The organism is Serratia myotis (assembly GCF_027474885.1).
Taxonomy (GTDB): domain Bacteria; phylum Pseudomonadota; class Gammaproteobacteria; order Enterobacterales; family Enterobacteriaceae; genus Serratia; species Serratia proteamaculans.
Map to the genome: position 1 here is coordinate 5,029,741 of NZ_CP099707.1, position 24,795 is coordinate 5,054,535.

A 24,795-nucleotide genomic window follows, 5' to 3' on the forward strand; every position below is an offset into this window, starting at 1 on the left:
CGCCCTTATGCCAACAACGCACGGCAACGCGGCTTGTCATGCGCCACCTGTAGCAGCTCGCACAGCGTGCCGCACAGGTCGGTTTGCTGCGGATTGGCGTCGCTTTGGCTGAATGCGCTACCGAAGACAAACAGCGGCACCTGACGCTCTTCCGGCAACACGCCACCGTGGCTGCGATCGTCATTCATCCCGTGATCGGCAGTGACCATCACCTGATAGCCGTCGGCCAACCAGTCGGCCAGATAGCGCGACAATACCCCGTCGGCATTGCGCGCCGAATTACGGTACTGCGGCGAAGACAGACCGAAGCGGTGCCCGGCGTCGTCAATATTCATCGGGTGGATCAGCAAGAAATCGGGCTGATGACGGCGACGCAAACTTTCCGCGTCGTCAAACAGATGGGAGTCCGGATAGCGGTCGTCATAATAAAAATGACCGTGCTGGATCGGCAGTCCGGTATCGTCGGTATGGCGATCGCGCGCGGCGTCGAACGGGGTACGGTTGTACAGCTCACTGAACCAATGATAGGCGGCCGCCGCGGTGGTTAGCCCGGCGGCACGCGCATAGTGAAACACGCTCTGCTGATGCGAGAGGCGTGACACCTGGTTATGCACCACGCCACTCTCCACCGGCGGCACACCGGTGAGGATACATTCATACAGCGGTCGGGAGAGCGAGGGTAGCTCGCTCTCCAACTGATACAACCGTCCGCGCCCTGCCGCACATTCGGCCTGCAGATAGCCCATGGCGTCATGCGCCACCTGATAGTTCAGACCGTCCAGCAGCACGAGGATCGTTTTCATAATGGTTTAACTCACTGCTGCATAAACATAATGACGTTTTCCTGCCACTGACGCGGCAGCGTTTTGGCGCTTTGTTCCCAGGCCGCCGGATCGGCGATTGGGTGGGCATTTTTATACTGTTCGGCCGGCAGCAGCTTGGCTTTGACGTCGTCCGGCAGCGTCAGATGTTCGGCACGGATTGGGCGGGCATAGCCACGCGCCAGGTTAATCTGGCCGGCATCAGAGAAGATGTATTCACGCGCCAGCTTGGCGGCATTCGGATGCTTGGCGTATTTGTTGATGATGGTGGTGTAGCCGGAAGTGATTGAGCCGTCGGACGGGATCAGCACTTCAAAGCGGGTTTTGTCGATCTGGTCACGGTAGTTAAGTCCGTTAAAGTCCCAAACCACGCCGACCTGCACTTCGCCTTTTTCCAGCGAGGCGATCACCGGGTTACTCAGGCTCAAACGCCCGGCCTTGGCCAGCTTGCCGAAGAACTCCAGACCCGGCTTCAGGTTCTTTTCATTGCCGCCCATGGCGTAAGTCGCTGCCAGCACACCGCTGGCCGCCTGCGAAGCGGTCCCCACGTCACCGATAGTGACCTGATAAGTCCCTTTCAGCAGATCCGCCCAGCTGTGCGGGATCTCTTTCACCTGTTTCTTGTTGATAATGAAGGCAATGGTGCCGGTATAGGCCAGTGCCCAGTGGCCGTCCTTGTCTTTCGCCCAGTCAGGCACCTGATCCCAGGTGGATGGCTTGTACGGCTGGGTCACCCCTTTCTGTACCGCAATCGGGCCAAAGGCCGCACCTACATCACCAATATCCGCCGTAGCATTGCTCTTTTCCGCGTCGAACTTGGCGATTTCCTGCGCCGAGCTCATGTCGGTATCGGCATGCTTCAGACTGTACTTGGTCAACAGATCCTGCCAGGTATCTTTCCAGTTGGCCCAGCTGTCCGGCATACCGACGCTGTTGACTTCCCCTTCCTTCTTGGCAGCCTGTTCCAGCGCCGCGAGGTCGGAATCGGCAGCCCAGCTCATTTGGCTGGACAGGACAATGGCACTGGTTAACACAGAAGCGCACAAACGTTTCATAACTGATGCTCCGGGTGGTAGTGTGGAAGTGGCTGGACTAGTCCAGCAAGAACCAAGCCAATCTAACGGACGAATGTGATAATTATATGTCAGTGTAAAAAAGCAGCATTTTTATCGTATTTGGTGCGTCACAGGGCTGCCGTTGGTCTACCTTAACTGGGGCGATAAGCACTGAAATGGGGCAACTGTTGCATGAGTGAAGGAACAACAACCGTGGCGACGATTTGCCAGACTCTGGCTAACCGTATCGCCAACGGGGAATTCAGCGCCGATGGCAAACTGCCTTCTGAACGCGCCCTGAGTGAACAGTTTTCCACCACACGCATTACGCTGCAGGAAGCGCTCGGCCAGTTGGAGGCGCAGGGGGTGATTTACTGTCAGGTGAGGCGCGGCTGGTTTATCTCGCCGCCCCGGCTGGTGTATAACCCGTTGCAGCGCAGCCATTTCCACGCCATGGCGCAGCAGCAGGGGCGTGATGCCCATACCGAAGTGATCGACACCGCCACCCTGCCGCTGTACGGCGAGCTGTGCCAACGGTTGGTTTTGCCACCCGGCAGCGAGGTCTACCGCATTCGTCGGCTGCGTTATATCGATGGCCGCGCGGTGTTGTACTGTGAGCACTACCTCAATCCCGCCTACTTTGCCGGTATTCTGGACGAAGACTTAACCCAGTCGCTGACCGGGCTATATGCCGAACGCTACGGTATTCGCTATGGGCGAGTACGTTTCGATATGCTGCCGACCCTGCTGCCGCAGGAAGCAGCCGCAATGCTGAAAGTGACCTACGGCAGCCCGGCGCTATTTATTACCCGGGTTAACCGCGATCAGCACGATCGGGTGATTGATTGTGATTTGGAATATTGGCGTTACGACGCGCTGCACATTGACGTGGAGGCACAATGACAGGGGCGCGGCCAGCGCGCCCCGAATGAAGGATGATCAGTCGGCGTCGTAGCCGAGGTTAGGGGCCAGCCAGCGTTCAACCTCGCTGACGCTCATGCCTTTACGCACCGCATAGTCTTCCACCTGATCGCGCTGGAGCTGCGCCACCGCAAAATACTTGCTCTGCGGATGGCTGAAGTACCAGCCGGACACTGCCGCCCCCGGCCACATGGCGAAGGACTCGGTCAACACCATGCCGGTATGGCGGTTAACATCCAGCAGGCGCCAGATCTCCGCTTTCTCGGTGTGCTCTGGACAGGCCGGATAGCCCGGTGCCGGACGGATGCCCTGATAGTTTTCGCGGATCAGCTCTTCATTGCTCAGGTTCTCTTCGGTCGCGAAGCCCCAGTGCAGCTTGCGCACCTGCTCATGCAGGTACTCGGCAAAAGCCTCCGCCAGACGATCCGACAGCGCTTTGACCATGATTTTATTGTAATCATCGTGCTGCGCATCATAGGCTGCCGCCAGTTCATCCTCTTCCAGACCACCGGTTACCGCGAAGGCACCGAAGTAGTCGGCCTTGCCGCTGCTTTTTGGCGCGACAAAGTCCGCCAGGCAGTAGTTCGGGAAATCGGTTTTTTCGGTCTGCTGACGCAGGTGGCGACTGACCACCAGCACCTCATCACGGTTCTCGTCGCGATATACCTCAACGTCGTCGCCGACGCGGTTGGCCGGGAACAGGCCATAGACACCACGCGGGTTGAGACTGCCGTTGGCAGCCAGCAGGTCCAGCATCTGGTTGGCATCGGCGAACAGTCGCTTGGCCTCTTCCCCCACCACTTCATCTTCCAGAATGCGCGGATATTTACCCGCCAGTGACCAGGTCATAAAGAACGGCGTCCAGTCGATATAATGACGCAGCGTCTCAATGCCGACCTCAACCGGATAAACACCCAACTGCTTTGGCACCGGCGGCTGGTAGTTTTCCCAGTCCAGCACCATGGCGTTATCACGGGCTTTCTGCAGGTCAACCGGCGGGGTACGCGGTTTTTTACGCGCGTGCTGGATACGCACGGTTTCATATTCTTTACGGGTACGCGCCACAAAGTCATCGCGTTGGGTGGCGGAAAGCAGTGCCGATACCACGCCCACGGTGCGCGAGGCATTCTGTACGTAGGTGGTTGATCCGCTGTAGTTCTGCTCAATCTTCACCGCGGTATGGGCCTTGGAGGTCGTCGCGCCACCAATCAGCAACGGCAGGGTAAAGCCCTGACGCTCCATCTCTTTTGCCACGTTGACCATCTCATCCAGCGACGGGGTAATAAGCCCCGACAGGCCGATGATGTCCACGTTTTGCTCACGCGCGGTTCTGAGGATTTTCTCCGTCGGCACCATCACGCCCAAATCGACAATTTCGTAGTTGTTGCACTGCAGTACCACGCCAACGATGTTTTTGCCGATGTCGTGCACGTCGCCCTTCACCGTCGCCAGCAGGATTTTGCCTGCCGTAGAGCCTTTCTCTTTGCTGGCCTCGATGTACGGCTCCAGATAGGCCACCGCCTGCTTCATGACGCGGGCAGATTTCACCACCTGCGGCAGGAACATTTTGCCTTCGCCGAACAGGTCACCGACCACGTTCATCCCCGCCATCAGCGGCCCTTCGATCACTTCGATCGGGCGATCCGCTCTCTGCCGGGCTTCTTCAGTATCCAGTTCGATAAACTCGGTAATACCTTTGACCAGCGAATATTCCAACCGCTTTTCGACCGGCCAGCCGCGCCATTCCGCCTGCTGTACCGCCACTTCGTTGTCTTTGCTGCCGCGGTATTTTTCCGCCAGTTCCAGCAGGCGCTCAGTGCTATCGTCACGACGGTTGAGGATCACATCCTCCACCGCCTCGCGCAGTTCGGCACTGAGATCGTCGTAGATCGCCAACTGCCCGGCGTTAACAATACCCATGTCCATGCCGTTGCGGATCGCGTGATACAGGAACACCGCGTGGATCGCCTCACGTACCGGATCGTTGCCACGGAATGAAAACGAGACGTTGGAAACGCCACCAGAGATCATCGCGTGCGGCAGGTGGGTTTTGATGTCGGCACAGGCTTCGATAAAGTCGACGGCGTAGTTGTTATGCTCATCGATACCGGTGGCGACGGCAAAAATATTCGGGTCAAAAATGATGTCTTCCGGCGGGAAGCCAACACGCTCGGTCAGGATTTTATAGGCGCGGCGACAAATCTCGAACTTGCGCTCGCGGGTATCCGCCTGGCCTGCCTCGTCAAATGCCATCACCACCACCGCAGCACCGTAGCGGCGCACCAGCTTGGCATGATGAATAAAGGCCTCTTCGCCCTCTTTCATCGAGATTGAGTTAACAATGCCTTTGCCCTGGATGCACTTCAGGCCTTTCTCGATCACCGACCATTTGGAGGAGTCGATCATGATCGGCACGCGGGCAATATCCGGCTCACCGGCGATCAGATTAAGGAAACGCACCATCGCCGCTTCGGCGTCGAGCATCCCCTCATCCATGTTGATGTCGATAATCTGTGCGCCGCTTTCCACCTGCTGGCGGGCCACGGCCAGCGCTTCGCTGTATTTCTCTTCTTTGATCAGCCGTTTAAAGCGGGCGGAACCGGTGACGTTGGTGCGCTCGCCCACGTTGACGAACAGCGTTTTGGCATCGATGTTCAACGGCTCAAGGCCAGCCAGACGGCAGGCGACCGGGATCTCCGGCAGTTGACGCGGCGGTACACCCGCCACTGCCTTGACCATCGCGGCAATGTGTTCCGGCGTGGTGCCACAACAGCCACCGATAATATTCAGGAAGCCGGCATTCGCCCACTCGCCAACCTGTTTCGCCATCTCTTGCGCGTCCAGATCGTATTCACCGAAGGCGTTGGGCAAACCGGCGTTGGGGTGAGCGGTAACGTAGCTCTCCGAGATGCGCGACAGCTCAGAAACGTATTGGCGCAGTTCGTCCGGGCCCAGCGCACAGTTCAGACCAAAGCTCAGCGGCTTGACGTGACGCATCGAGTTATAGAAGGCTTCAGTAGTTTGGCCGGACAGGGTACGGCCGGAAGCGTCGGTGATGGTGCCGGAAATCATGATCGGCAGCGCAACGCCCAGGGCTTCAAATTCGGTTTCCACCGCGAAGGCGGCGGCTTTGGCGTTCAGGGTATCGAAGATGGTTTCGATCATGATCAGATCGACACCGCCTTCTACCAGTGCACGCGTCGATTCGCGGTAGGCTTCCACCAGCTCATCGAAAGAAACATTACGGAACGCCGGATCGTTGACGTTCGGTGAAATAGAAGCGGTGCGGTTGGTCGGCCCCAGCACCCCGGCCACGTAACGTGGCTGCTCAGGCGTGCGTGCGGTCCATTCATCGGCGCAAACTCGTGCCAGGCAGGCGGCCTGATAGTTAATCTCAGCGGACAGCGACTCCATATGGTAGTCGGCCATGGCAATAGGCGTGGAGTTGAAGGTATTGGTTTCGAGAATATCGGCCCCGGCTTCCAGGTAGCCGTAGTGAATGGCGGTAATTACTTCCGGCTTGGTCAACACCAGCAGGTCGTTATTGCCTTTCAGATCGCTCTGCCAGTCGGCAAAACGTTCGCCACGAAAGTCGCTCTCTTCCAGACGATAGCTCTGGATCATGGTGCCCATGCCGCCGTCCAACACTAAAATTCGCTGCGCTAACTGCCGGCGCAGTTGTTCTACTCGATTTGTCACTCCTCATCCCCTTTATCTTTCAAACCACTGCAGTACTAACCACTGTGTGAAATCGCCAGATCACTATTTCACCATCACCCAAATGTTACATACCCTATGGATTTCAAGTTGCAGCTAGGCGCCCAGCTCTTTCATCCCCTGGAGCTTACTAAAGTAAGTGACTGGGGTGAACGAGCGCAGGTAACAACACTACAGCTTGAAAGGCGACGGGTATCGGCCATCCTAGCACAGGTTGTGGTGGCAAAGGGGCGAGCGCTAATTGAGAGTTTTTCAGGTTGCCGGACAACAGATCCGATGAGCTGATTGATGGCTTGCAATTCATACGTAAAAAACGAAAATGAATTCCATCATACGGAAAAAGGAATGTGAAATATGGTCACCCCTGCTCCTGCCAAACGCGGCAAAAAGCCCCGTGCTGCATCCCCGGCCGCCAGTGCACCCACCGGCCAGGTGCAGTCGTTGACCCGTGGTCTGAAATTATTGGAATACATTGCCGAAGCGCAGGGTAACGTGGCACTGACCGATCTGGCCCAACAGGCCGGCTTGCCCAATTCCACCACCCACCGCCTGCTCACCACCATGCAACAGCAGGGATTCGTGCGTCAGGTGGGCGATCTGGGCCTGTGGACCATCGGCTCACATGCCTTTGTGGTCGGCAGCAGCTTCCTGCAGAGCCGCAACCTGCTGGCGATGGTGCACCCAACGCTGCGCCGCCTGATGGAAGAGTCCGGCGAGACGGTCAATCTGGCGGTGCTGGATACCAGCGAGTACCAGGCAATTATTATCGATCAGGTGCAGTGCACCGCGTTGATGCGCATGTCGGCACCGATCGGCGGCAAACTGCCTATGCACGCTTCCGGCGCCGGGAAAGCCTTTCTTTCCACCCTGTCGGATGAGCAGGTCACCAAACTGCTGCATAAAAAGGGCATGCAAACCTATACCCAGCATACCCTGACGCCGCACAACCTGAAGGAAGGTCTGGCGCAGATCCGCAAGCAGGGCTTTTCCTTTGACGATGAAGAGCATGCGCTCGGCCTGCGCTGCGTCGCGGCCTGCATCTTCGATGAGCACCGTGAAGCCTTCGCCGCTATCTCGATCTCCGGCCCGGTGTCACGCATTACCGACAACCGCGTGATTGAGCTGGGTGCGTTAGTGATCCACGCGGCGAAAGAGATCAGCCTGGAATATGGCGGCGTGCGTTAAACATAGCCCTCTCTGGGGTGCAGTTTCTGCGCCCCGGCCTGTTTCGCCCTCTGCTGTTGTCAGCATGTAAAACGCTGTACCGATCCTGTTTATCCCGCCCAATAAAAACTTGAAGCCGATCACAGATAACGATCCTGCCTGCGAAAGCCCATTGCAACCGGCGAAACTTCCTTCGACAATGTTACCGATAACATGTTACCGGTAACAATTAGCGCAGGGTAACGCCACTTGTCGTTTTGGAGCTAAGCCATGACCAATAATCAAAACCGTATTTACGTCATTATGGGCGTTTCCGGCAGCGGTAAGTCCGCCGTGGCCGCCGCAGCGGCCCGCCAACTGTCCGCCGGGTTCCTCGACGGCGATTTTCTGCACCCGCGTAGCAATATCCTGAAAATGGCCGCCGGTGAACCGCTGAACGATGAAGATCGTGCCCCGTGGCTGGCTGCACTCAACGATGCCGCCTTCGCCATGCAACGCACCAATAATGTCTCGGTCATCGTCTGCTCAGCGCTGAAAAAACACTACCGCGATCGCCTGCGCGCCGGTAATGGTAACCTGTCGTTCATTTACCTGCACGGTGACTTCCCGGTGATCGAAGCCCGTCTGGCAGCACGTAACGGCCACTTCTTCAAACCGCAGATGCTGGTGACGCAGTTTGCCGCACTGGAACAGCCGGGAGCAGACGAGAGCGATGTGATGTCTGTGGACATCAACCAACCGCTGGAAGGCGTGATCGCCGACACCGTTCGGCATATCCAGAGCTTCCTGCCACAGGACGTGTGCGCGTGAATACTGTAACGCTGGTCGGTACCGCAGTCGGCTCGGTTCTCTTACTGCTGTTTCTGGTGATGAAGGCGCGTATGCACGCCTTCGTTGCGTTAATGCTGGTGTCTATCGCTGCCGGGATCTTCTCCGGCATGCCGCTCGACCGCATCGCCGATACCATGCAAAAAGGTATGGGCGACACGCTGGGCTTCCTGGCCATCGTGGTGGCACTGGGGGCAATGTTCGGCAAGATACTGCACGAGGTCGGTGCACTGGATCAAATTGCGGCGCATTTGCTGAAACGTTTCGGCCAGAGCAAGGCTCATTACGCGCTCGGTATCGCCGGTTTGATCTGTGCCCTACCGCTGTTCTTTGACGTGGCCGTAGTGCTGCTGATCGGCATCGTGTTTGCCGTGGCGCGCCGTACCGACGGCAACATCGTTAAGCTGGCCATTCCGCTGTTTGCCGGTGTCGCCGCCGCCGCTTCATTCTTGCTGCCGGGGCCGGTACCGATGCTGCTGGCGTCGCAAATGAAGGCCGATTTCGGCTGGATGATCGCCATCGGCCTGGTCGCCGCGGTTCTCGGCATGCTGATTGCAGGCCCGTTGTACGGCAGCTTTATCAGTCGCTATGTTAACTGGTCAATGCCGGCGGATGAAAACGAACCGACGCTGAATACCGCCAACCTGCCGTCATTTGGCCTTAGCCTGGCGCTGGTACTCTGCCCACTGGTGCTGGTCGGCATGAAAACCATTGGTGCCCGCCTGGTCACGCCTGGCTCGCCGTTACAACAGTGGCTGGAGTTTATTGGCCACCCGTTTATCGCCATTTTAGTCGCCTGTTTAATCGTGATTTATGGCCTGGCAAAACCACGCGGCATGACCAACGAGCAAACGCTGGCCATCTGCTCTGCGGCGGTCCAGCCCGCCGGGATCATCCTGCTGATGACCGGTGCCGGGGGCGTATTCAAACAGATCCTGGTGGATTCCGGCGTCGGCCCGGCACTGGGTGACGCCATGATCGGCACCGGTCTGCCGATCGCCGTCGCAGCCTTTGTATTGTCCGCCATGGTGCGGGTGATCCAGGGCTCCGCCACCGTGGCCTGTCTGACCACCGTCGGCCTGGTGCTGCCGGTAACCAGTCAACTGGGGCTCGGCGGCGGACAACTGGCCGCACTGGCAATCTGTATTGCCGGTGGGTCTATCGTGCTCAGCCACGTCAATGACGCCGGCTTCTGGCTGTTCGGTAAATTTACCGGGGCCAATGAACTGCAAACGCTGAAAACCTGGACGGTGATGGAAACCATTCTGGGCAGCGTGGGCGGCATCATCGGCATGGTCGCGTTCACCCTGTTTTAAAACACCATAACGACATAACAACGCCCCCGGCCTTTGCACATCAGGGCCGCAAACCACCACCGGGGGCACCGCCACAGGCGGCGTCTATAACAATAGCATGTGAGGAAGGTATGATTAATCCAACCCTATCCCGTGTCACACAACGCATCATCGACCGTTCCAAACATAGCCGTGCCGCCTATCTGGCACGCATTGAGGCGGCTCGTTCACAAACCGTACATCGTGCACAACTGGCCTGCGGCAACCTGGCGCACGGCTTCGCCGCCTGCCAACCGGATGATAAAACCGCGCTGAAAAACATGGTGCACAGCGATATCGCCATCATTACCGCCTATAACGACATGTTGTCCGCCCACCAGCCTTACGAAAACTACCCGCAGCGGCTGAAGCAGGCGCTGCACGCGGTGGGTGCTGTCGGTCAGGTGGCCGGTGGTGTACCGGCCATGTGCGACGGTGTGACCCAGGGGCAGGACGGCATGGAGCTGTCGCTGATGAGCCGCGACGTGATCGCCATGTCCTCCGCCATCGGCCTGTCGCACAATATGTTCGACGGCGCATTGTTCCTCGGCATCTGCGACAAAATCGTCCCGGGGCTGGTGATGTCGGCCCTGTCCTTCGGCCACTTACCGTCGCTGTTTGTGCCCGCCGGCCCGATGAGCAGCGGCTTGCCGAACAAAGAGAAAGTACGGGTACGCCAACTGTATGCCGAAGGCAAGGCTGACCGTCTGGCACTACTGGAGGCCGAAGCCGCCTCCTATCACGGCATCGGCACCTGCACCTTCTACGGCACCGCCAACACCAACCAGATGGTGATGGAAGTGATGGGGCTGCATCTGCCGGGCGCTTCCTTCGTGCATCCGGATACACCGCTGCGCGATGCGCTGACCGACGCCGCCGCCCGTCAGGTGACCCGCCTGACCGAGACTGCTGGCAACTATCTGCCGATCGGCCAACTGATGGATGAAAAAGTGGTGGTGAACGGCATCGTGGCGCTGCTGGCCACCGGCGGCTCCACCAACCTGACCATGCATATGGTGGCCATGGCTCGCGCCGCCGGTATCATTATCAACTGGGACGACTTCTCCGAGCTGTCGGACGCCGTGCCGCTGTTGTGCCGTATCTACCCGAACGGCCCGGCGGACATCAACCAATTCCAGGCATCTGGTGGCGTAGCCCTGGTGGTACGCGAACTGTTAAAGCACGGCCTGCTGCACGAAGACGTGCACACCGTGGCCGGTTTTGGCCTGGCGCGCTACACCCAGGAGCCGTGGCTGGACAATGGCCAACTGGCCTGGCGTGAAGGGACGGAGACGTCGCTCGATGCCAAGGTGATCGCCAGCGTAGATGAGCCTTTCGAGCATCACGGCGGTACCAAAGTGTTAGCCGGTAACCTCGGCCGGGCGGTCATGAAAACCTCGGCGGTACCGACGGACAACCAGATTATCGAAGCGCCGGCAGTAGTATTTGAAAGTCAGCATGACATTGTTCCGGCGTTTGAAGCCGGCAAGCTGGATCGCGATTGTGTGGTGGTAGTGCGCTTCCAGGGACCACAGGCCAACGGCATGCCCGAACTGCACAAGCTGATGCCACCACTGGGCGTACTGATGGACCGTGGATTTAAAGTGGCGCTGGTGACCGATGGCCGCCTGTCCGGCGCTTCCGGCAAAGTGCCTTCCGCCATCCACGTGACCCCGGAAGCCTACACCGGCGGCATGTTGGCCAAGGTGCAAAACGGCGACCTGATCCGCGTGAACGGCCGCACTGGCGAGCTGGCATTATTGGTCGATGCCGAGCAGTTGGCCCAGCGTGCGCCTTACCAGCCCGACCTGAGCGCAGAACATATCGGCTGTGGCCGCGAACTGTTCGGTGCCTTGCGCAGCCAGCTTTCCGGGGCCGAACAGGGCGCCTGCTGTATTAAATTTTAACCGATAGCATGGCCGTGCAGCCCGAAGGCGGCGGCCATAACTGGAGAGAACCGTTAATGAAAAATTGGAAGACAAGCGCAGAACAGATCCTGATGGCCGGACCGGTAGTCCCGGTGATCGTCATCAACAAGCTGGAACATGCAGTCCCCTTAGCGAAAGCCCTGGTAGCCGGAGGCGTGCGGGTATTGGAAGTCACCCTGCGCACCGCCTGCGCGATGGACGCGATCCGCGCCATTGCCAAAGAAGTGCCCGATGCGATTATCGGTGCCGGTACCGTCATTAATCCACAGCAGTTGCAGGAAGTGACCGATGCCGGCGCTCAGTTTGCCATCAGCCCGGGCCTGACCGCCGATCTGCTGAAAGCAGCCACTGCCGGTTCAATCCCGTTAATTCCCGGTATCTGCACCGTGTCGGAACTGATGCTGGGCATGGATCACGGCCTGCGTGAGTTTAAGTTCTTCCCGGCGGAAGCCAACGGGGGCGTGAAAGCGCTGCAGGCTATCAGCGGCCCGTTCCCACAGGTGCGCTTCTGCCCAACCGGTGGCATTTCACCGAATAATTACCGTGACTATTTGGCGCTGAAAAGCGTGCTGTGCATCGGCGGCTCCTGGCTGGTACCGGCAGATGCGCTGGAAAGCGGCGACTACGCACGCATCACCGAATTGGCGCGCGCCGCCGTTGCGGGGGCGAAAGCTTAATCGTATTGGGCGCGGTGATAAACTGCGCCCTTAAGCCGTGGCCGAGGTCGCAGGTAGCGCCGCCCCACTGCGCTGGCTGAAACGGCGTTTTTTACGGTAAGCAAACACGTCCTCCACATGCCCATCACGGATGCGCTGTTGCAACCCGCGCCAATAATCGGCCTCGAACAGGTCGCGATGCATCTCTTCAAACACCTGCCGGATGCGCCGGTCGCCACACAAAAAGTGCCTGAACTCCTCCGGAAACACATCATTGGGTGACACGCTGTACCAGGGTTCGCTGGCCAACTCATCTTCCGGGTAGCGCGGCGGCGGAATATCGCGGAAATTGACCTCGGTCATGTAGCAAATCTCATCGTAATCGTAGAACACCACTCGTCCGTGCCGGGTCACGCCGAAGTTCTTGAACAGCATGTCGCCGGGGAAAATATTGGCGGCGGCCAGTTGCTTGATCGCATTACCGTATTCTTCTATCGCGTCACGCATCTGTTGTTCATCAGCCTGCTCCAGATACAGATTCAGCGGCGTCATGCGGCGTTCCATATACAGATGCTTGATCGCGATGCGATCCCCCAGATCCTCCAGCTTGTCCGGCACCTCACGCTGCAGTTCCGCCAATAATTCCGGACTGAGACGCGCCTTGTCGACGACAAAATTTTCGTACTCCTGAGTATCCGCCATGCGCCCCACGCGATCGTGTTCCTTTACCAGTTGGTAGCACGCCATGACCTGCGCCTGCGTCACCTCTTTTTGCGGCGCAAACTCATCCTTGATCACCTTGAACACCCGATCGAACGACGGCAGGGTAAAGACCAGCATCACCATGCCCTTGACCCCTGGCGCGATGATGAACTGCTCCTGCGAACCGCTCATAAACGTCAGGTACTCGCGGTAACATTCTGTTTTCCCGTGCTTCTGGCAGCCGATCGCCATATACAGCTCGGCGGTGGTTTTGCCCGGCAGGATTTCGCGCACCCACTCGACCATCGCCGCCGGCAGGGGAGCGTAAACCATAAAATAAGAACGGGCGAAGCCGAACACGATGCTGGCCTCGGCCTTGCTGGTCAGACAGGTATCAATAAACAAAGCGCCAGAATCACTGTGGTGGATCGGCAACAGGAAAGGATAGACCCGGTCTGCCACTCGCAGCTTACCTACCAACCAGGCCGCTTTGTTACGGTAAAACAGCTCGTTGGCGATTTGGAACGTCGCTCCTGCCAACTGCTGCGCACTGAAGCTTTGCTGCAACGCCTGGGTGATGTAATCAATATCACGCGATAAGTTTTCCCACGGCAACCGCAGAGGCAAGTCGGTCAGCAGGTTGTACAGCATCGCCGAGACGTCGCCGTTGGCGGTGAAATCGCGTGACAGAGGACGCGGGATGTCGCGAAAGCGCCCTTCCGGCTGGGAGCTGAAAACGAACAGTTTTTCCGGCGTCAGATCGCGGTGCCGGAACAGCCGACAGTAGACGGAATTAAAAAAGCTTTCGGCAATCTCAAAGCGCGGGTACTCCGGCAGTAAATCGGTATACACCGCCTTCACCCGGCTGGGGAAATCTGCATCAAAATACTTTTGCCCGGTGATGCACTTCAGTTGCTCTACCACCAGGCCGACGTGGTGATCATACAGGTGGATACGCTTTTTCATCGCCTGCTGCACTGCCGGCCAGTCCGCCCGCTCAAAACGCTGCTGCGCACCGGCGGTCACCTCCAGGAAGCGGCCGTACTGTGCATCAAAGCCCTGCAGGATCGTCTGCGCAATCAACAGCTCCAGTTTTGCCGCCATCCTTACCTCCCGCCAGAAAATAGAGCCTGCATAAGCAGGCTCCGGGTTACCACTTGTCAGCGTTGCCGCCTCAGAACTGCTGTTCTTCCGTCGAACCGGTCAGCGCGGTAACCGATGAAGTACCGCCCTGAATAATGGTAGTCACCTTGTCGAAGTAACCGGTGCCCACTTCCTGCTGGTGTGAGGCAAAGGTGTAACCGCGTGCCACGGCGTCGAATTCCGGCTGCTGTACTTTCTCGACGTAGTGCTTCATGCCCTCACCCTGCGCATAGGCGTGCGCCAGGTCAAACATGTTGAACCACATGCTGTGAATACCTGCCAGCGTGATGAACTGGTATTTGTAGCCCATCGCCGACAGCTCTTCCTGGAAGCGAGCGATAGTCTGATCGTCCAGGTTCTTTTTCCAGTTGAATGACGGCGAGCAGTTGTAAGCCAACAGTTTGCCCGGGAATTTGGCATGGATCGCATCGGCAAAGCGCTTGGCCGCCTGCAGATCCGGCGTGGAAGTCTCGCACCACACCAGGTCAGCGTACGGGCAATATGCCAGGCCACGGCTGATCGCCTGCTCAACACCAGCATGAGTGCGGAAGAAACCTTCGGCGGTGCGCTCACCGGAAACAAACTCGCGGTCGTAAGGATCGCAGTCAGAGGTCAGCAAATCGGCAGCATCGGCATCGGTACGCGCAATCACCAGCGTCGGCACACCAAGTACGTCGGCCGCCAAACGTGCAGCAACCAGCTTCTGGATCGCTTCCTGGGTTGGCACCAGCACTTTGCCGCCCATATGACCGCATTTTTTCACCGCCGCCAGTTGGTCTTCGAAGTGCACCCCGGCAGCACCGGCCTCAATCATCGCCTTCATCAGTTCGAAGGCATTCAGCACGCCGCCAAAGCCGGCTTCGGCATCGGCCACGATCGGCAGGAAGTAGTCGGTGTAGCCTTTGCTGCCCGGTTCAATTTTGTTAGCCCACTGGATCTGATCGGCGCGGCGGAAGGTATTGTTGATGCGCTCAACCACGCCCGGTACGGAATCAACCGGATACAGTGACTGGTCCGGGTACATCGCAGACGCGGTGTTGGCATCGGCCGCCACCTGCCAGCCGGACAGGTAAATCGCCTCGACGCCAGCCTTGGCCTGCTGCAACGCCTGACCGCCGGTCAGTGCCCCCAGGCTGTTGACATAACCTTTGCGTGATTTACCGTGCAGCAGTTCCCACAGTTTGGCGGCACCGTTCTGCGCCAGCGTGCAGACCGGGTTAACCGAACCGCGCAGATTAATCACGTCTTCCGCGCTGTACGGGCGGGTGACACCTTCCCAGCGGGCCGATTTCCATTCCTGTTCCAGCTGTTGGATCTGTTGAGCACGAGAGGTAGACATAATTTTTATCCTTTTCATAATGTAGGGTTAATGGTCAGGAACAGGTTCAGGCCAGCAGCTCATAGCCAGGTAAAGTCAGGAAATCGATTAATTCGTCTTGCGTAGTGATACGTTCCATCAGACGCGCGGCTTCTTCGAACCGGCCAGCGTTAAAGCGCGCCTCACCCAACTCTTCACGTACCACCAACATTTCTTCTTTCAACATCTGGCGAAACAGTGCCTTGGTGACCAGTTGGCCATCGCTCAGGCTCTTTTCGTGGTGGATCCACTGCCAGATAGAGGTTCGGGAAATCTCTGCCGTCGCCGCATCTTCCATCAGGCCGTAAATCGGCACGCAACCATTGCCGGAGATCCAGGCCTCGATGTATTGCACCGCCACGCGGATATTGGCCCGCATGCCGGCTTCGGTACGTTCACCGTCACAAGGTTCCAGCAGCTGCGCAGCACTGATTGGCGCGTCGTTTTCACGCAGCACTTCCAGTTGGTTGCGGCGCTCACCGAGTACCCGGCTGAACACTTCCATGACGGTATCCGCCAGGCCTGGATGTGCCACCCAGGTACCGTCGTGGCCGTTATTGGCTTCCAGCTCTTTATCCGCCCGGACCTTGTTCAGCACCCAGGCATTTTTCTCCGCGTCTTTGCTCGGGATAAACGCCGCCATACCGCCCATGGCAAAGGCACCGCGCTTATGGCAGGTCTTGATCAGCAAGCGGGAGTAGGCGCTAAGGAATGACTTGTCCATGGTGACCGACTGACGATCCGGCAATACGCGGTCGGCATGATTTTTCAGCGTCTTGATATAGCTGAAGATGTAATCCCAACGGCCGCAGTTCAAACCGACGATATGATCGCGCAAGTGGTAGAGGATCTCGTCCATCTGGAATACCGCCGGCAGCGTTTCGATCAGCACCGTGGCTTTGATGGTGCCACGTGGCAGGGAGAAACGATCTTCGGCAAAGCTGAAGACTTCGCTCCACCAGGCCGCTTCCTGCCAGGACTGAGTTTTCGGCAGGTAGAAATAAGGACCACTGCCTTTGGCCAGCAATTGACGATAGTTATGGAAGAAATACAGCGCAAAATCGAACAGGCCACCCGGGATCGCTTCCCCCTGCCATTGCACGTGTTTTTCCGGCAAATGCAGGCCGCGTACGCGAGCAATCAATACCGCTGGGTTCGGCTTCAGCTGATAAATCTTGCCGGCTTCATTGGTATAAGAGATGGTGCCGTTCACCGCATCATGCAGGTTGATTTGACCATCGATCACTTTGTCCCAGCTCGGCGCCAGTGAATCTTCGAAGTCCGCCATAAACACCTTCACATTGGCGTTCAGGGCGTTGATCACCATCTTGCGTTCAACCGGACCGGTGATTTCCACCCGGCGGTCGCGCAAATCCTCAGGTATGCCGCGGACAGACCACTCACCATTACGAATGGAAGTAGTTTCCGAAATGAAGTCTGGAAGATCGCCTTGATCGATCTTCTGCTGCCAGCAGGCGCGCGCAGCCAATAGTTTGTTGCGCTGTGGAGTAAACTTACTCACCAGTTCCGCCAGGAATTCGACCGCGTCATCCGTCAACACCTGTCGCTCAGCAGCGGTGAAACCCTGCGTAAACGTTAACTCCGTGCCTACTATCTGTTGCGTCATTGTCTTGCTCCTTCCCATCGTTGCGCACCGCTGCCGCTAGCCAGCCCGGCGCATCTTCATCAAAAATCAGTGTGGATCAGGGCCGATAAAACGATCCTTAACTGGTCAGATCTCTTCTCTCTGGATCTAAGAATACCCAACTAAAAATAAAAATCAAAAACGATTTCCATTTTATTATAAAATATTTTATTAACCCTTTGTTATCAATTGGTTAATATAGATAACAATAAGTACCAGTAAGGAAACCGGTTCCATAAACTGCCAAGAATTAATTTAAGTGATTGTTAGGAAATGACTTTTACTAGAATAGAGAAGAAAAGAAGGGATGCAGATGAGGGATAAGTGACGTCGGCGGCCTCGATTCAGCCGCCGATTGGGGTAAAAAGGTTACTCGAGAGTTGGGTTCATATGACGCAGATCGTATGGCGTGATCTGGTAAACATAGTAGTTGAGCCAGTTGGCAAACAACAGGTGGCCATGACTGCGCCAGGAGGCTTTTGGTGTGAGTTCGGGGTTATCATCGGGGAAGTAATTCAAGGGTACTACTGGATTAAGACCAGCCTCGTTATCGCGACAATACTCACCCGCCAACGTCAGCGCATCATACTCCGGGTGCCCGGTAACAAACGCCAGGCGCTTGTCTTTACTGGCGAACAAATAGGCCCCGGTCTGCTCTGATTCGGCCAGGATATCCAAATCCGTGTACTGGCGGATGATCTCCGTGGGGAAGTCCGCATAGCGTGAATGGGGAGCCAGGAAGGTCTCATCAAAACCGCGGGTCAGCAACGCGTGCTGTTGCAGTGTTTGATGCTGATAAACACCCGACAGTTTCACTTCACGGGTCATCTTCGGGATGCCGTACAGAATGTTCAATGCAGCTTGTACCGCCCAACAGACAAACAGCGTGGAGGTGACGTGGTTCTTGGCCCAATCAATCACCCGTTCAATCTGTGGCCAGTAGGCAACGTCACAGAAATCAACCAGTCCCAACGGCGCCCCGGTGACAATCAAGCCATCAAAGTTCTCATCCTGAATGTCTTCAAAATCACAGTAGAAGTTGTTCAGATGCTCCGCCGGCGTGTTCTTCGACTCGCGGCTATCGATACGCAGCAGCTGGATATCAATTTGCAGCGAAGAGTTGGAAAGCAGACGTAAAAATTGGTTTTCCGTCTCGATCTTTTTTGGCATCAGGTTGAGGATCAGCACTTTCAACGGCCTGATTTCCTGTGTTTTTGCCCGAGAGGATGTCATCACAAAGACATTCTCATTGCGCAAGAAACTGACTGCAGGTAACTCATCAGGAACACGAATCGGCATTGCTTAACCCTCACACATCCATTTAAACGTTTAGACTTCTAGATGCCCGAAGATAGCGGTTTTTGGGCACAATGTCGAGTGTTCTACAGGAAGGTGAAAATGTTTCATTGCGCTGGTATAGGTGGAATTCATGCGTTTTTTTAAAAACACAAAGCAAAAAGGCCATCCTTTCGGATGGCCTCTTGGCTTAATTGATGCTTGGCAGTGTCCTACAATACTCGTCTCATCCTGAGACTCACCCCTTTGGGGCCGCCGCAAGCGGCGTTAAAGCCCGTTCCCGACGGGCTTTTCGCATGTTCATGCTCGAGTTGAACACCGAATAACAGAAAAAGTAAAAAGCCCCATGCTTTCGCATGGGGCTTCGTACTTTGTTTGATGCTTGGCAGTGTCCTACTCTCGCATGGGGAGACCCCACACTACCATCGGCGCTACGGCGTTTCACTTCTGAGTTCGGCATGGGGTCAGGTGGGACCACCGCGCTATTGCCGCCAAGCAAATTCTTTTAATTCTTTTCGCCGAACTTCTAAACCCACTTTAATAAAGTGGTGCTGATACCCAGAGTCGAACTGGGGACCTCACCCTTACCAAGGGTGCGCTCTACCAACTGAGCCATATCAGCACACTAATTTGATGCCTGGCAGTGTCCTACTCTCGCATGGGGAGACCCCACACTACCATCGGCGCTACGGCGTTTCACTTCTGAGTTCGGCATGGGATCAGGTGGGACCACCGCGCTATTGCCGCCAGGCAAATTCTGTTTCATTCCAACCGCTACTACCCGTAGCCATCAGAACCAATCTCGGAACGTCGCTGAAAATCTACTCTCAAATCAAAACACTTTTGGTGTTGTAAGGTTAAGTCTCACGGATCATTAGTACTGGTTAGCTCAATGCATCGCTGCACTTACACACCCAGCCTATCAACGTCTTAGTCTTAAACGTTCCTTCAGGGGGATCAAGTCCCCAGGGAAGACTCATCTCGAGGCAAGTTTCGCGCTTAGATGCTTTCAGCGCTTATCTTTTCCGCACTTAGCTACCGGGCAATGCCATTGGCATGACAACCCGAACACCAGTGGTGCGTTCACTCCGGTCCTCTCGTACTAGGAGCAACCCCTCTCAATCTTCCAACGCCCACGGCAGATAGGGACCGAACTGTCTCACGACGTTCTAAACCCAGCTCGCGTACCACTTTAAATGGCGAACAGCCATACCCTTGGGACCTACTTCAGCCCCAGGATGTGATGAGCCGACATCGAGGTGCCAAACACCGCCGTCGATATGAACTCTTGGGCGGTATCAGCCTGTTATCCCCGGAGTACCTTTTATCCGTTGAGCGATGGCCCTTCCATTCAGAACCACCGGATCACTAAGACCTACTTTCGTACCTGCTCGAGCCGTCACTCTCGCAGTCAAGCTAGCTTATGCCTTTGCACTAACCTCACGATGTCCGACCGTGATTAGCTAACCTTCGTGCTCCTCCGTTACTCTTTGGGAGGAGACCGCCCCAGTCAAACTACCCACCAGACACTGTCCTCACCCCGGATTACGGGGCCGAGTTAGAACATCAAACATTAAAGGGTGGTATTTCAAGGTTGGCTCCACGCAGACTGGCGTCCACGCTTCAAAGCCTCCCACCTATCCTACACATCAAGGCTCAATGTTCAGTGTCAAGCTATAGTAAAGGTTCACGGGGTCTTTCCGTCTTGCCGCGGGTACACTGCATCTTCACAGCGAGTTCAATTTCACTGAGTCTCGGGTGGAGACAGCCTGGCCATCATTACGCCATTCGTGCAGGTCGGAACTTACCCGACAAGGAATTTCGCTACCTTAGGACCGTTATAGTTACGGCCGCCGTTTACTGGGGCTTCGATCAAGAGCTTCGCCTTGCGGCTGACCCCATCAATTAACCTTCCAGCACCGGGCAGGCGTCACACCGTATACGTCCACTTTCGTGTTTGCACAGTGCTGTGTTTTTATTAAACAGTTGCAGCCAGCTGGTATCTGCGACTGGCTTCAGCTCCGAGAGCAAGTCTCTTCACCTACGCGCCAGCGTGCCTTCTCCCGAAGTTACGGCACCATTTTGCCTAGTTCCTTCACCCGAGTTCTCTCAAGCGCCTTGGTATTCTCTACCTGACCACCTGTGTCGGTTTGGGGTACGATTTGATGTTACCTGATGCTTAGAGGCTTTTCCTGGAAGCTTGGCATCAACTACTTCTGCACCGTAGTGCATCGTCATCACGCCTCAGGGTTGAATAAGTAACCGGATTTACCAAGTCACTCCCCCTACACGCTTAAACCGGGACAACCGTCGCCCGGCTAGCCTAGCCTTCTCCGTCCCCCCTTCGCAGTAACACCGAGTACAGGAATATTAACCTGTTTCCCATCGACTACGCCTTTCGGCCTCGCCTTAGGGGTCGACTCACCCTGCCCCGATTAACGTTGGACAGGAACCCTTGGTCTTCCGGCGAGCGGGTTTTTCACCCGCTTTATCGTTACTTATGTCAGCATTCGCACTTCTGATACCTCCAGCAACCCTCACAGGCCACCTTCAACGGCTTACAGAACGCTCCCCTACCCAACAACGCCTAAGCGTCGCTGCCGCAGCTTCGGTGCATGGTTTAGCCCCGTTACATCTTCCGCGCAGGCCGACTCGACCAGTGAGCTATTACGCTTTCTTTAAATGATGGCTGCTTCTAAGCCAACATCCTGGCTGTCTATGCCTTCCCACATCGTTTCCCACTTAACCATGACTTTGGGACCTTAGCTGGCGGTCTGGGTTGTTTCCCTCTTCACGACGGACGTTAGCACCCGCCGTGTGTCTCCCGTGATAACATTCTTCGGTATTCGGAGTTTGCATCGGTTTGGTAAGCCGGGATGGCCCCCTAGCCGAAACAGTGCTCTACCCCCGAAGATGAGTTCACGAGGCGCTACCTAAATAGCTTTCGGGGAGAACCAGCTATCTCCCGGTTTGATTGGCCTTTCACCCCCAGCCACAAGTCATCCGCTAATTTTTCAACATTAGTCGGTTCGGTCCTCCAGTTAGTGTTACCCAACCTTCAACCTGCCCATGGCTAGATCACCGGGTTTCGGGTCTATACCTTGCAACTATTCGCCCAGTTAAGACTCGGTTTCCCTACGGCTCCCCTATACGGTTAACCTTGCTACAAAATATAAGTCGCTGACCCATTATACAAAAGGTACGCAGTCACCCAACTAGTAGGCTCCCACTGCTTGTACGTACACGGTTTCAGGTTCTATTTCACTCCCCTCGCCGGGGTTCTTTTCGCCTTTCCCTCACGGTACTGGTTCACTATCGGTCAGTCAGGAGTATTTAGCCTTGGAGGATGGTCCCCCCATATTCAGACAGGATGTCACGTGTCCCGCCCTACTCATCGAACTCACAATTAATGCATTTTAGTGTACGGGACTATCACCCTTTACTGTGCGACTTTCCAGACGCTTCCACTAACACAAGAACTGATTCAGGTTCTGGGCTCCTCCCCGTTCGCTCGCCGCTACTGGGGGAATCTCGGTTGATTTCTTTTCCTCGGGGTACTTAGATGTTTCAGTTCCCCCGGTTCGCCTCATACGACTATGTATTCATCGTATGATAGTGCAACGAATTGCACTGGGTTTCCCCATTCGGGTATCGCCGGTTATAACGGTTTATATCACCTTACCGACGCTTATCGCAGATTAACACGCCCTTCATCGCCTCTGACTGCCTAGGCATCCACCGTGTACGCTTAGTCACTTAACCTCACAACCCAAAAGTGTTTCCACCTTCGTGCTGCTACATTTGAGAGACTCTATGACAGGTTAATCCTTACTCCAATACGTCTACGGAGGAGTAAGTTTCAGCTGTCATGTTTCAATTTTCAGCTTGTTCCAGATTGTTAAAGAGCAAAATCTTAAACGTGATTCTTGCGAATCAGTTTTAAGATTTTTTTGATATGGTGGAGCTAAGCGGGATCGAACCGCTGACCTCCTGCGTGCAAGGCAGGCGCTCTCCCAGCTGAGCTATAGCCCCATATCAGAAAAGCATTTTTCTACACCCTGTCTACTACCTTCGCCAATTCGCTTCTAGTCAAAGCGAAGTCCTGCGACGTTTACTCACGTAAACAACCAGGGCGACAACGCAGGATAGGAGGGAATTGGTGGGTCTGAGTGGACTTGAACCACCGACCTCACCCTTATCAGGGGTGCGCTCTAACCACCTGAGCTACAGACCCGACAAGGTGCTTTAAGGCTTAACCGGGAAGATTAAACCTTATGCTCTCTTTCATTTCATCAGACAATCTGTGTGAGCACTACACGCAATCAATATCATTAGGTAAGGAGGTGATCCAACCGCAGGTTCCCCTACGGTTACCTTGTTACGACTTCACCCCAGTCATGAATCACAAAGTGGTAAGCGCCCTCCCGAAGGTTAAGCTACCTACTTCTTTTGCAACCCACTCCCATGGTGTGACGGGCGGTGTGTACAAGGCCCGGGAACGTATTCACCGTAGCATTCTGATCTACGATTACTAGCGATTCCGACTTCACGGAGTCGAGTTGCAGACTCCGATCCGGACTACGACGTACTTTATGAGGTCCGCTGGCTCTCGCGAGTTCGCTTCTCTTTGTATACGCCATTGTAGCACGTGTGTAGCCCTACTCGTAAGGGCCATGATGACTTGACGTCATCCCCACCTTCCTCCGGTTTATCACCGGCAGTCTCCTTTGAGTTCCCACCATGACGTGCTGGCAACAAAGGATAAGGGTTGCGCTCGTTGCGGGACTTAACCCAACATTTCACAACACGAGCTGACGACAGCCATGCAGCACCTGTCTCACAGTTCCCGAAGGCACTAAGGCATCTCTGCCGAATTCTGTGGATGTCAAGAGTAGGTAAGGTTCTTCGCGTTGCATCGAATTAAACCACATGCTCCACCGCTTGTGCGGGCCCCCGTCAATTCATTTGAGTTTTAACCTTGCGGCCGTACTCCCCAGGCGGTCGACTTAACGCGTTAGCTCCGGAAGCCACGCCTCAAGGGCACAACCTCCAAGTCGACATCGTTTACAGCGTGGACTACCAGGGTATCTAATCCTGTTTGCTCCCCACGCTTTCGCACCTGAGCGTCAGTCTTTGTCCAGGGGGCCGCCTTCGCCACCGGTATTCCTCCAGATCTCTACGCATTTCACCGCTACACCTGGAATTCTACCCCCCTCTACAAGACTCTAGCTTGCCAGTTTCAAATGCAGTTCCCACGTTAAGCGCGGGGATTTCACATCTGACTTAACAAACCGCCTGCGTGCGCTTTACGCCCAGTAATTCCGATTAACGCTTGCACCCTCCGTATTACCGCGGCTGCTGGCACGGAGTTAGCCGGTGCTTCTTCTGCGAGTAACGTCAATGCAATGTGCTATTAACACACTACCCTTCCTCCTCGCTGAAAGTGCTTTACAACCCGAAGGCCTTCTTCACACACGCGGCATGGCTGCATCAGGCTTGCGCCCATTGTGCAATATTCCCCACTGCTGCCTCCCGTAGGAGTCTGGACCGTGTCTCAGTTCCAGTGTGGCTGGTCATCCTCTCAGACCAGCTAGGGATCGTCGCCTAGGTGAGCCATTACCCCACCTACTAGCTAATCCCATCTGGGCACATCTGATGGCGTGAGGCCCGAAGGTCCCCCACTTTGGTCCGAAGACGTTATGCGGTATTAGCTACCGTTTCCAGTAGTTATCCCCCTCCATCAGGCAGTTTCCCAGACATTACTCACCCGTCCGCCGCTCGTCACCCAGAGAGCAAGCTCTCCTGTGCTACCGCTCGACTTGCATGTGTTAGGCCTGCCGCCAGCGTTCAATCTGAGCCATGATCAAACTCTTCAATTAAAAGCTTGATTTGCTTCAACTCGTGAAGCGATGCTCGAAAATAACTTTCGTAATAGTCGTTCTGTTGGACAAGCCAACGAAACAACGTATTGCTTGGTCACTCTTCAAGACTTGATATTTTTTCGAACCCGAAGGTTCTGGATATCGTCTTGTGGAGTGCCCACACAGATTGTCTGATAAATTGTTAAAGAGCAGTGAGTTAGCCGCCGTAGCTTGCTATCTCGAGGTGGCGTATATTACGCTTTCCTCTTTCAGAGTCAACCCCTAAATTTCAGGATTTTTTCTCTTCGAACCCCGGAGACTCTGTGAAGTTGTTCACATGTTCCGTGTCGATGGAGGCGCATTATAG

At 55.8% G+C, this 24,795-nt stretch carries 13 protein-coding genes, 3 tRNA genes and 4 rRNA genes; 6 read left to right on the plus strand and 14 right to left on the minus strand.

Going from position 1 to position 24,795, the window contains the following annotated elements; translation table 11 throughout:
• Positions 1-5 precede the first annotated feature (5 nt).
• Both NHG65_RS23625 and NHG65_RS23630 read right to left on the minus strand, forming a co-directional pair.
• Positions 6-803 (minus strand): alkaline phosphatase family protein, encoded by a 798-nt coding sequence (locus tag NHG65_RS23625; RefSeq protein ID WP_129936882.1) that lies wholly within the window; start codon positions 801-803, stop codon positions 6-8.
• A gap of 11 nt (positions 804-814) precedes the next feature.
• A complete protein-coding gene (locus tag NHG65_RS23630) occupies positions 815-1,876 on the minus strand; it encodes an ABC transporter substrate-binding protein (RefSeq protein WP_099065628.1) in 1,062 nt (353 codons plus the stop codon).
• A gap of 192 nt (positions 1,877-2,068) precedes the next feature.
• On the opposite strand from NHG65_RS23630, the gene NHG65_RS23635 reads away from it, so the two are divergent.
• Positions 2,069-2,779, plus strand: coding sequence for a UTRA domain-containing protein (locus tag NHG65_RS23635; protein ID WP_499182738.1), 711 nt, complete (start codon positions 2,069-2,071; stop codon positions 2,777-2,779).
• Between the two features lie 36 nt (positions 2,780-2,815).
• Here NHG65_RS23635 and metH read toward each other — a convergent pair whose 3' ends face one another.
• On the minus strand, positions 2,816-6,496 hold the full coding sequence (gene metH / locus NHG65_RS23640) for a methionine synthase (RefSeq protein ID WP_499182739.1): 3,681 nt from the start codon (positions 6,494-6,496) through the stop codon (positions 2,816-2,818).
• A gap of 372 nt (positions 6,497-6,868) precedes the next feature.
• Here metH and iclR point away from each other — a divergent pair, with 372 nt between their 5' ends.
• The 5 genes from iclR (at position 6,869) to NHG65_RS23665 (ending at position 12,445) form a co-directional block, all read left to right on the plus strand.
• Positions 6,869-7,699 (plus strand): glyoxylate bypass operon transcriptional repressor IclR, encoded by an 831-nt coding sequence (gene iclR, locus NHG65_RS23645; protein WP_099065625.1) that lies wholly within the window; start codon positions 6,869-6,871, stop codon positions 7,697-7,699.
• Between the two features lie 249 nt (positions 7,700-7,948).
• The gene (gene gntK / locus NHG65_RS23650) at positions 7,949-8,488 is read left to right on the plus strand and encodes a gluconokinase (protein ID WP_099065624.1); all 540 of its coding nucleotides are present in this window, start codon (positions 7,949-7,951) and stop codon (positions 8,486-8,488) included.
• Positions 8,485-9,822, plus strand: a complete 1,338-nt coding sequence (gene gntU / locus NHG65_RS23655) for a gluconate transporter (RefSeq protein ID WP_099065623.1) — start codon at positions 8,485-8,487, stop codon at positions 9,820-9,822. The genes gntK and gntU overlap by 4 nt, the downstream gene beginning before the upstream one ends.
• Before the next feature lie 110 nt (positions 9,823-9,932).
• Entirely contained in the window at positions 9,933-11,747 is a 1,815-nt protein-coding gene (gene edd, locus NHG65_RS23660) for a phosphogluconate dehydratase (protein ID WP_499182740.1), read from the plus strand.
• Positions 11,748-11,803: 56 nt separating this feature from the next.
• A complete protein-coding gene (locus tag NHG65_RS23665; protein WP_115183629.1) occupies positions 11,804-12,445 on the plus strand; it encodes a bifunctional 4-hydroxy-2-oxoglutarate aldolase/2-dehydro-3-deoxy-phosphogluconate aldolase in 642 nt (213 codons plus the stop codon).
• 30 nt (positions 12,446-12,475) lie between these two features.
• Here the strand turns inward: NHG65_RS23665 and aceK are convergent, their stop codons facing one another.
• The 11 genes from aceK to NHG65_RS23720 form a co-directional block, all read right to left on the minus strand.
• Positions 12,476-14,230: a bifunctional isocitrate dehydrogenase kinase/phosphatase gene (gene aceK, locus NHG65_RS23670; protein WP_499182741.1), complete on the minus strand. Its 1,755-nt coding sequence runs from the start codon at positions 14,228-14,230 to the stop codon at positions 12,476-12,478.
• 70 nt (positions 14,231-14,300) lie between these two features.
• Complete coding sequence (gene aceA / locus NHG65_RS23675; protein ID WP_499182742.1) at positions 14,301-15,608, minus strand: isocitrate lyase; 1,308 nt, start codon at positions 15,606-15,608, stop codon at positions 14,301-14,303.
• Between the two features lie 46 nt (positions 15,609-15,654).
• Positions 15,655-17,253: a malate synthase A gene (aceB, locus tag NHG65_RS23680; RefSeq protein WP_499182743.1), complete on the minus strand. Its 1,599-nt coding sequence runs from the start codon at positions 17,251-17,253 to the stop codon at positions 15,655-15,657.
• Positions 17,254-17,640: 387 nt separating this feature from the next.
• Complete coding sequence (gene metA, locus NHG65_RS23685) at positions 17,641-18,570, minus strand: homoserine O-acetyltransferase MetA (protein WP_099065617.1); 930 nt, start codon at positions 18,568-18,570, stop codon at positions 17,641-17,643.
• 377 nt (positions 18,571-18,947) lie between these two features.
• A 5S ribosomal RNA gene (gene rrf / locus NHG65_RS23690) occupies positions 18,948-19,063 on the minus strand.
• 50 nt (positions 19,064-19,113) lie between these two features.
• Positions 19,114-19,189, minus strand: a tRNA-Thr gene (locus tag NHG65_RS23695).
• 13 nt (positions 19,190-19,202) lie between these two features.
• Positions 19,203-19,318: ribosomal RNA gene (gene rrf / locus NHG65_RS23700) — 5S ribosomal RNA — on the minus strand.
• A 102-nt stretch (positions 19,319-19,420) separates the two neighbouring features.
• Positions 19,421-22,329, minus strand: a 23S ribosomal RNA gene (locus tag NHG65_RS23705).
• Positions 22,330-22,523: 194 nt separating this feature from the next.
• Positions 22,524-22,599 (minus strand) — tRNA-Ala (locus NHG65_RS23710).
• Positions 22,600-22,724: 125 nt separating this feature from the next.
• A tRNA-Ile gene (locus NHG65_RS23715) sits at positions 22,725-22,801 on the minus strand.
• 102 nt (positions 22,802-22,903) lie between these two features.
• Positions 22,904-24,446 (minus strand): 16S ribosomal RNA (locus tag NHG65_RS23720).
• Together the 16S, 23S and 5S rRNA genes with 3 tRNA genes alongside form the textbook arrangement of a ribosomal RNA operon.
• Positions 24,447-24,795: the final 349 nt, after the last annotated feature.

Coding starts and splice junctions, on each gene's coding strand:
- NHG65_RS23630 (WP_099065628.1), bottom strand. CDS start 1,876: ATGAAACGTTTGTGCGCTTCTGTGTTAACCAGTGCCATTGTCCTGTCC.
- edd (WP_499182740.1), top strand. CDS start 9,933: ATGATTAATCCAACCCTATCCCGTGTCACACAACGCATCATCGACCGT.
- iclR (WP_099065625.1), top strand. CDS start 6,869: ATGGTCACCCCTGCTCCTGCCAAACGCGGCAAAAAGCCCCGTGCTGCA.
- aceK (WP_499182741.1), bottom strand. CDS start 14,230: ATGGCGGCAAAACTGGAGCTGTTGATTGCGCAGACGATCCTGCAGGGC.
- NHG65_RS23635 (WP_499182738.1), top strand. CDS start 2,069: ATGAGTGAAGGAACAACAACCGTGGCGACGATTTGCCAGACTCTGGCT.
- gntK (WP_099065624.1), top strand. CDS start 7,949: ATGACCAATAATCAAAACCGTATTTACGTCATTATGGGCGTTTCCGGC.
- metA (WP_099065617.1), bottom strand. CDS start 18,570: ATGCCGATTCGTGTTCCTGATGAGTTACCTGCAGTCAGTTTCTTGCGC.
- NHG65_RS23665 (WP_115183629.1), top strand. CDS start 11,804: ATGAAAAATTGGAAGACAAGCGCAGAACAGATCCTGATGGCCGGACCG.
- aceB (WP_499182743.1), bottom strand. CDS start 17,253: ATGACGCAACAGATAGTAGGCACGGAGTTAACGTTTACGCAGGGTTTC.
- aceA (WP_499182742.1), bottom strand. CDS start 15,608: ATGTCTACCTCTCGTGCTCAACAGATCCAACAGCTGGAACAGGAATGG.
- NHG65_RS23625 (WP_129936882.1), bottom strand. CDS start 803: ATGAAAACGATCCTCGTGCTGCTGGACGGTCTGAACTATCAGGTGGCG.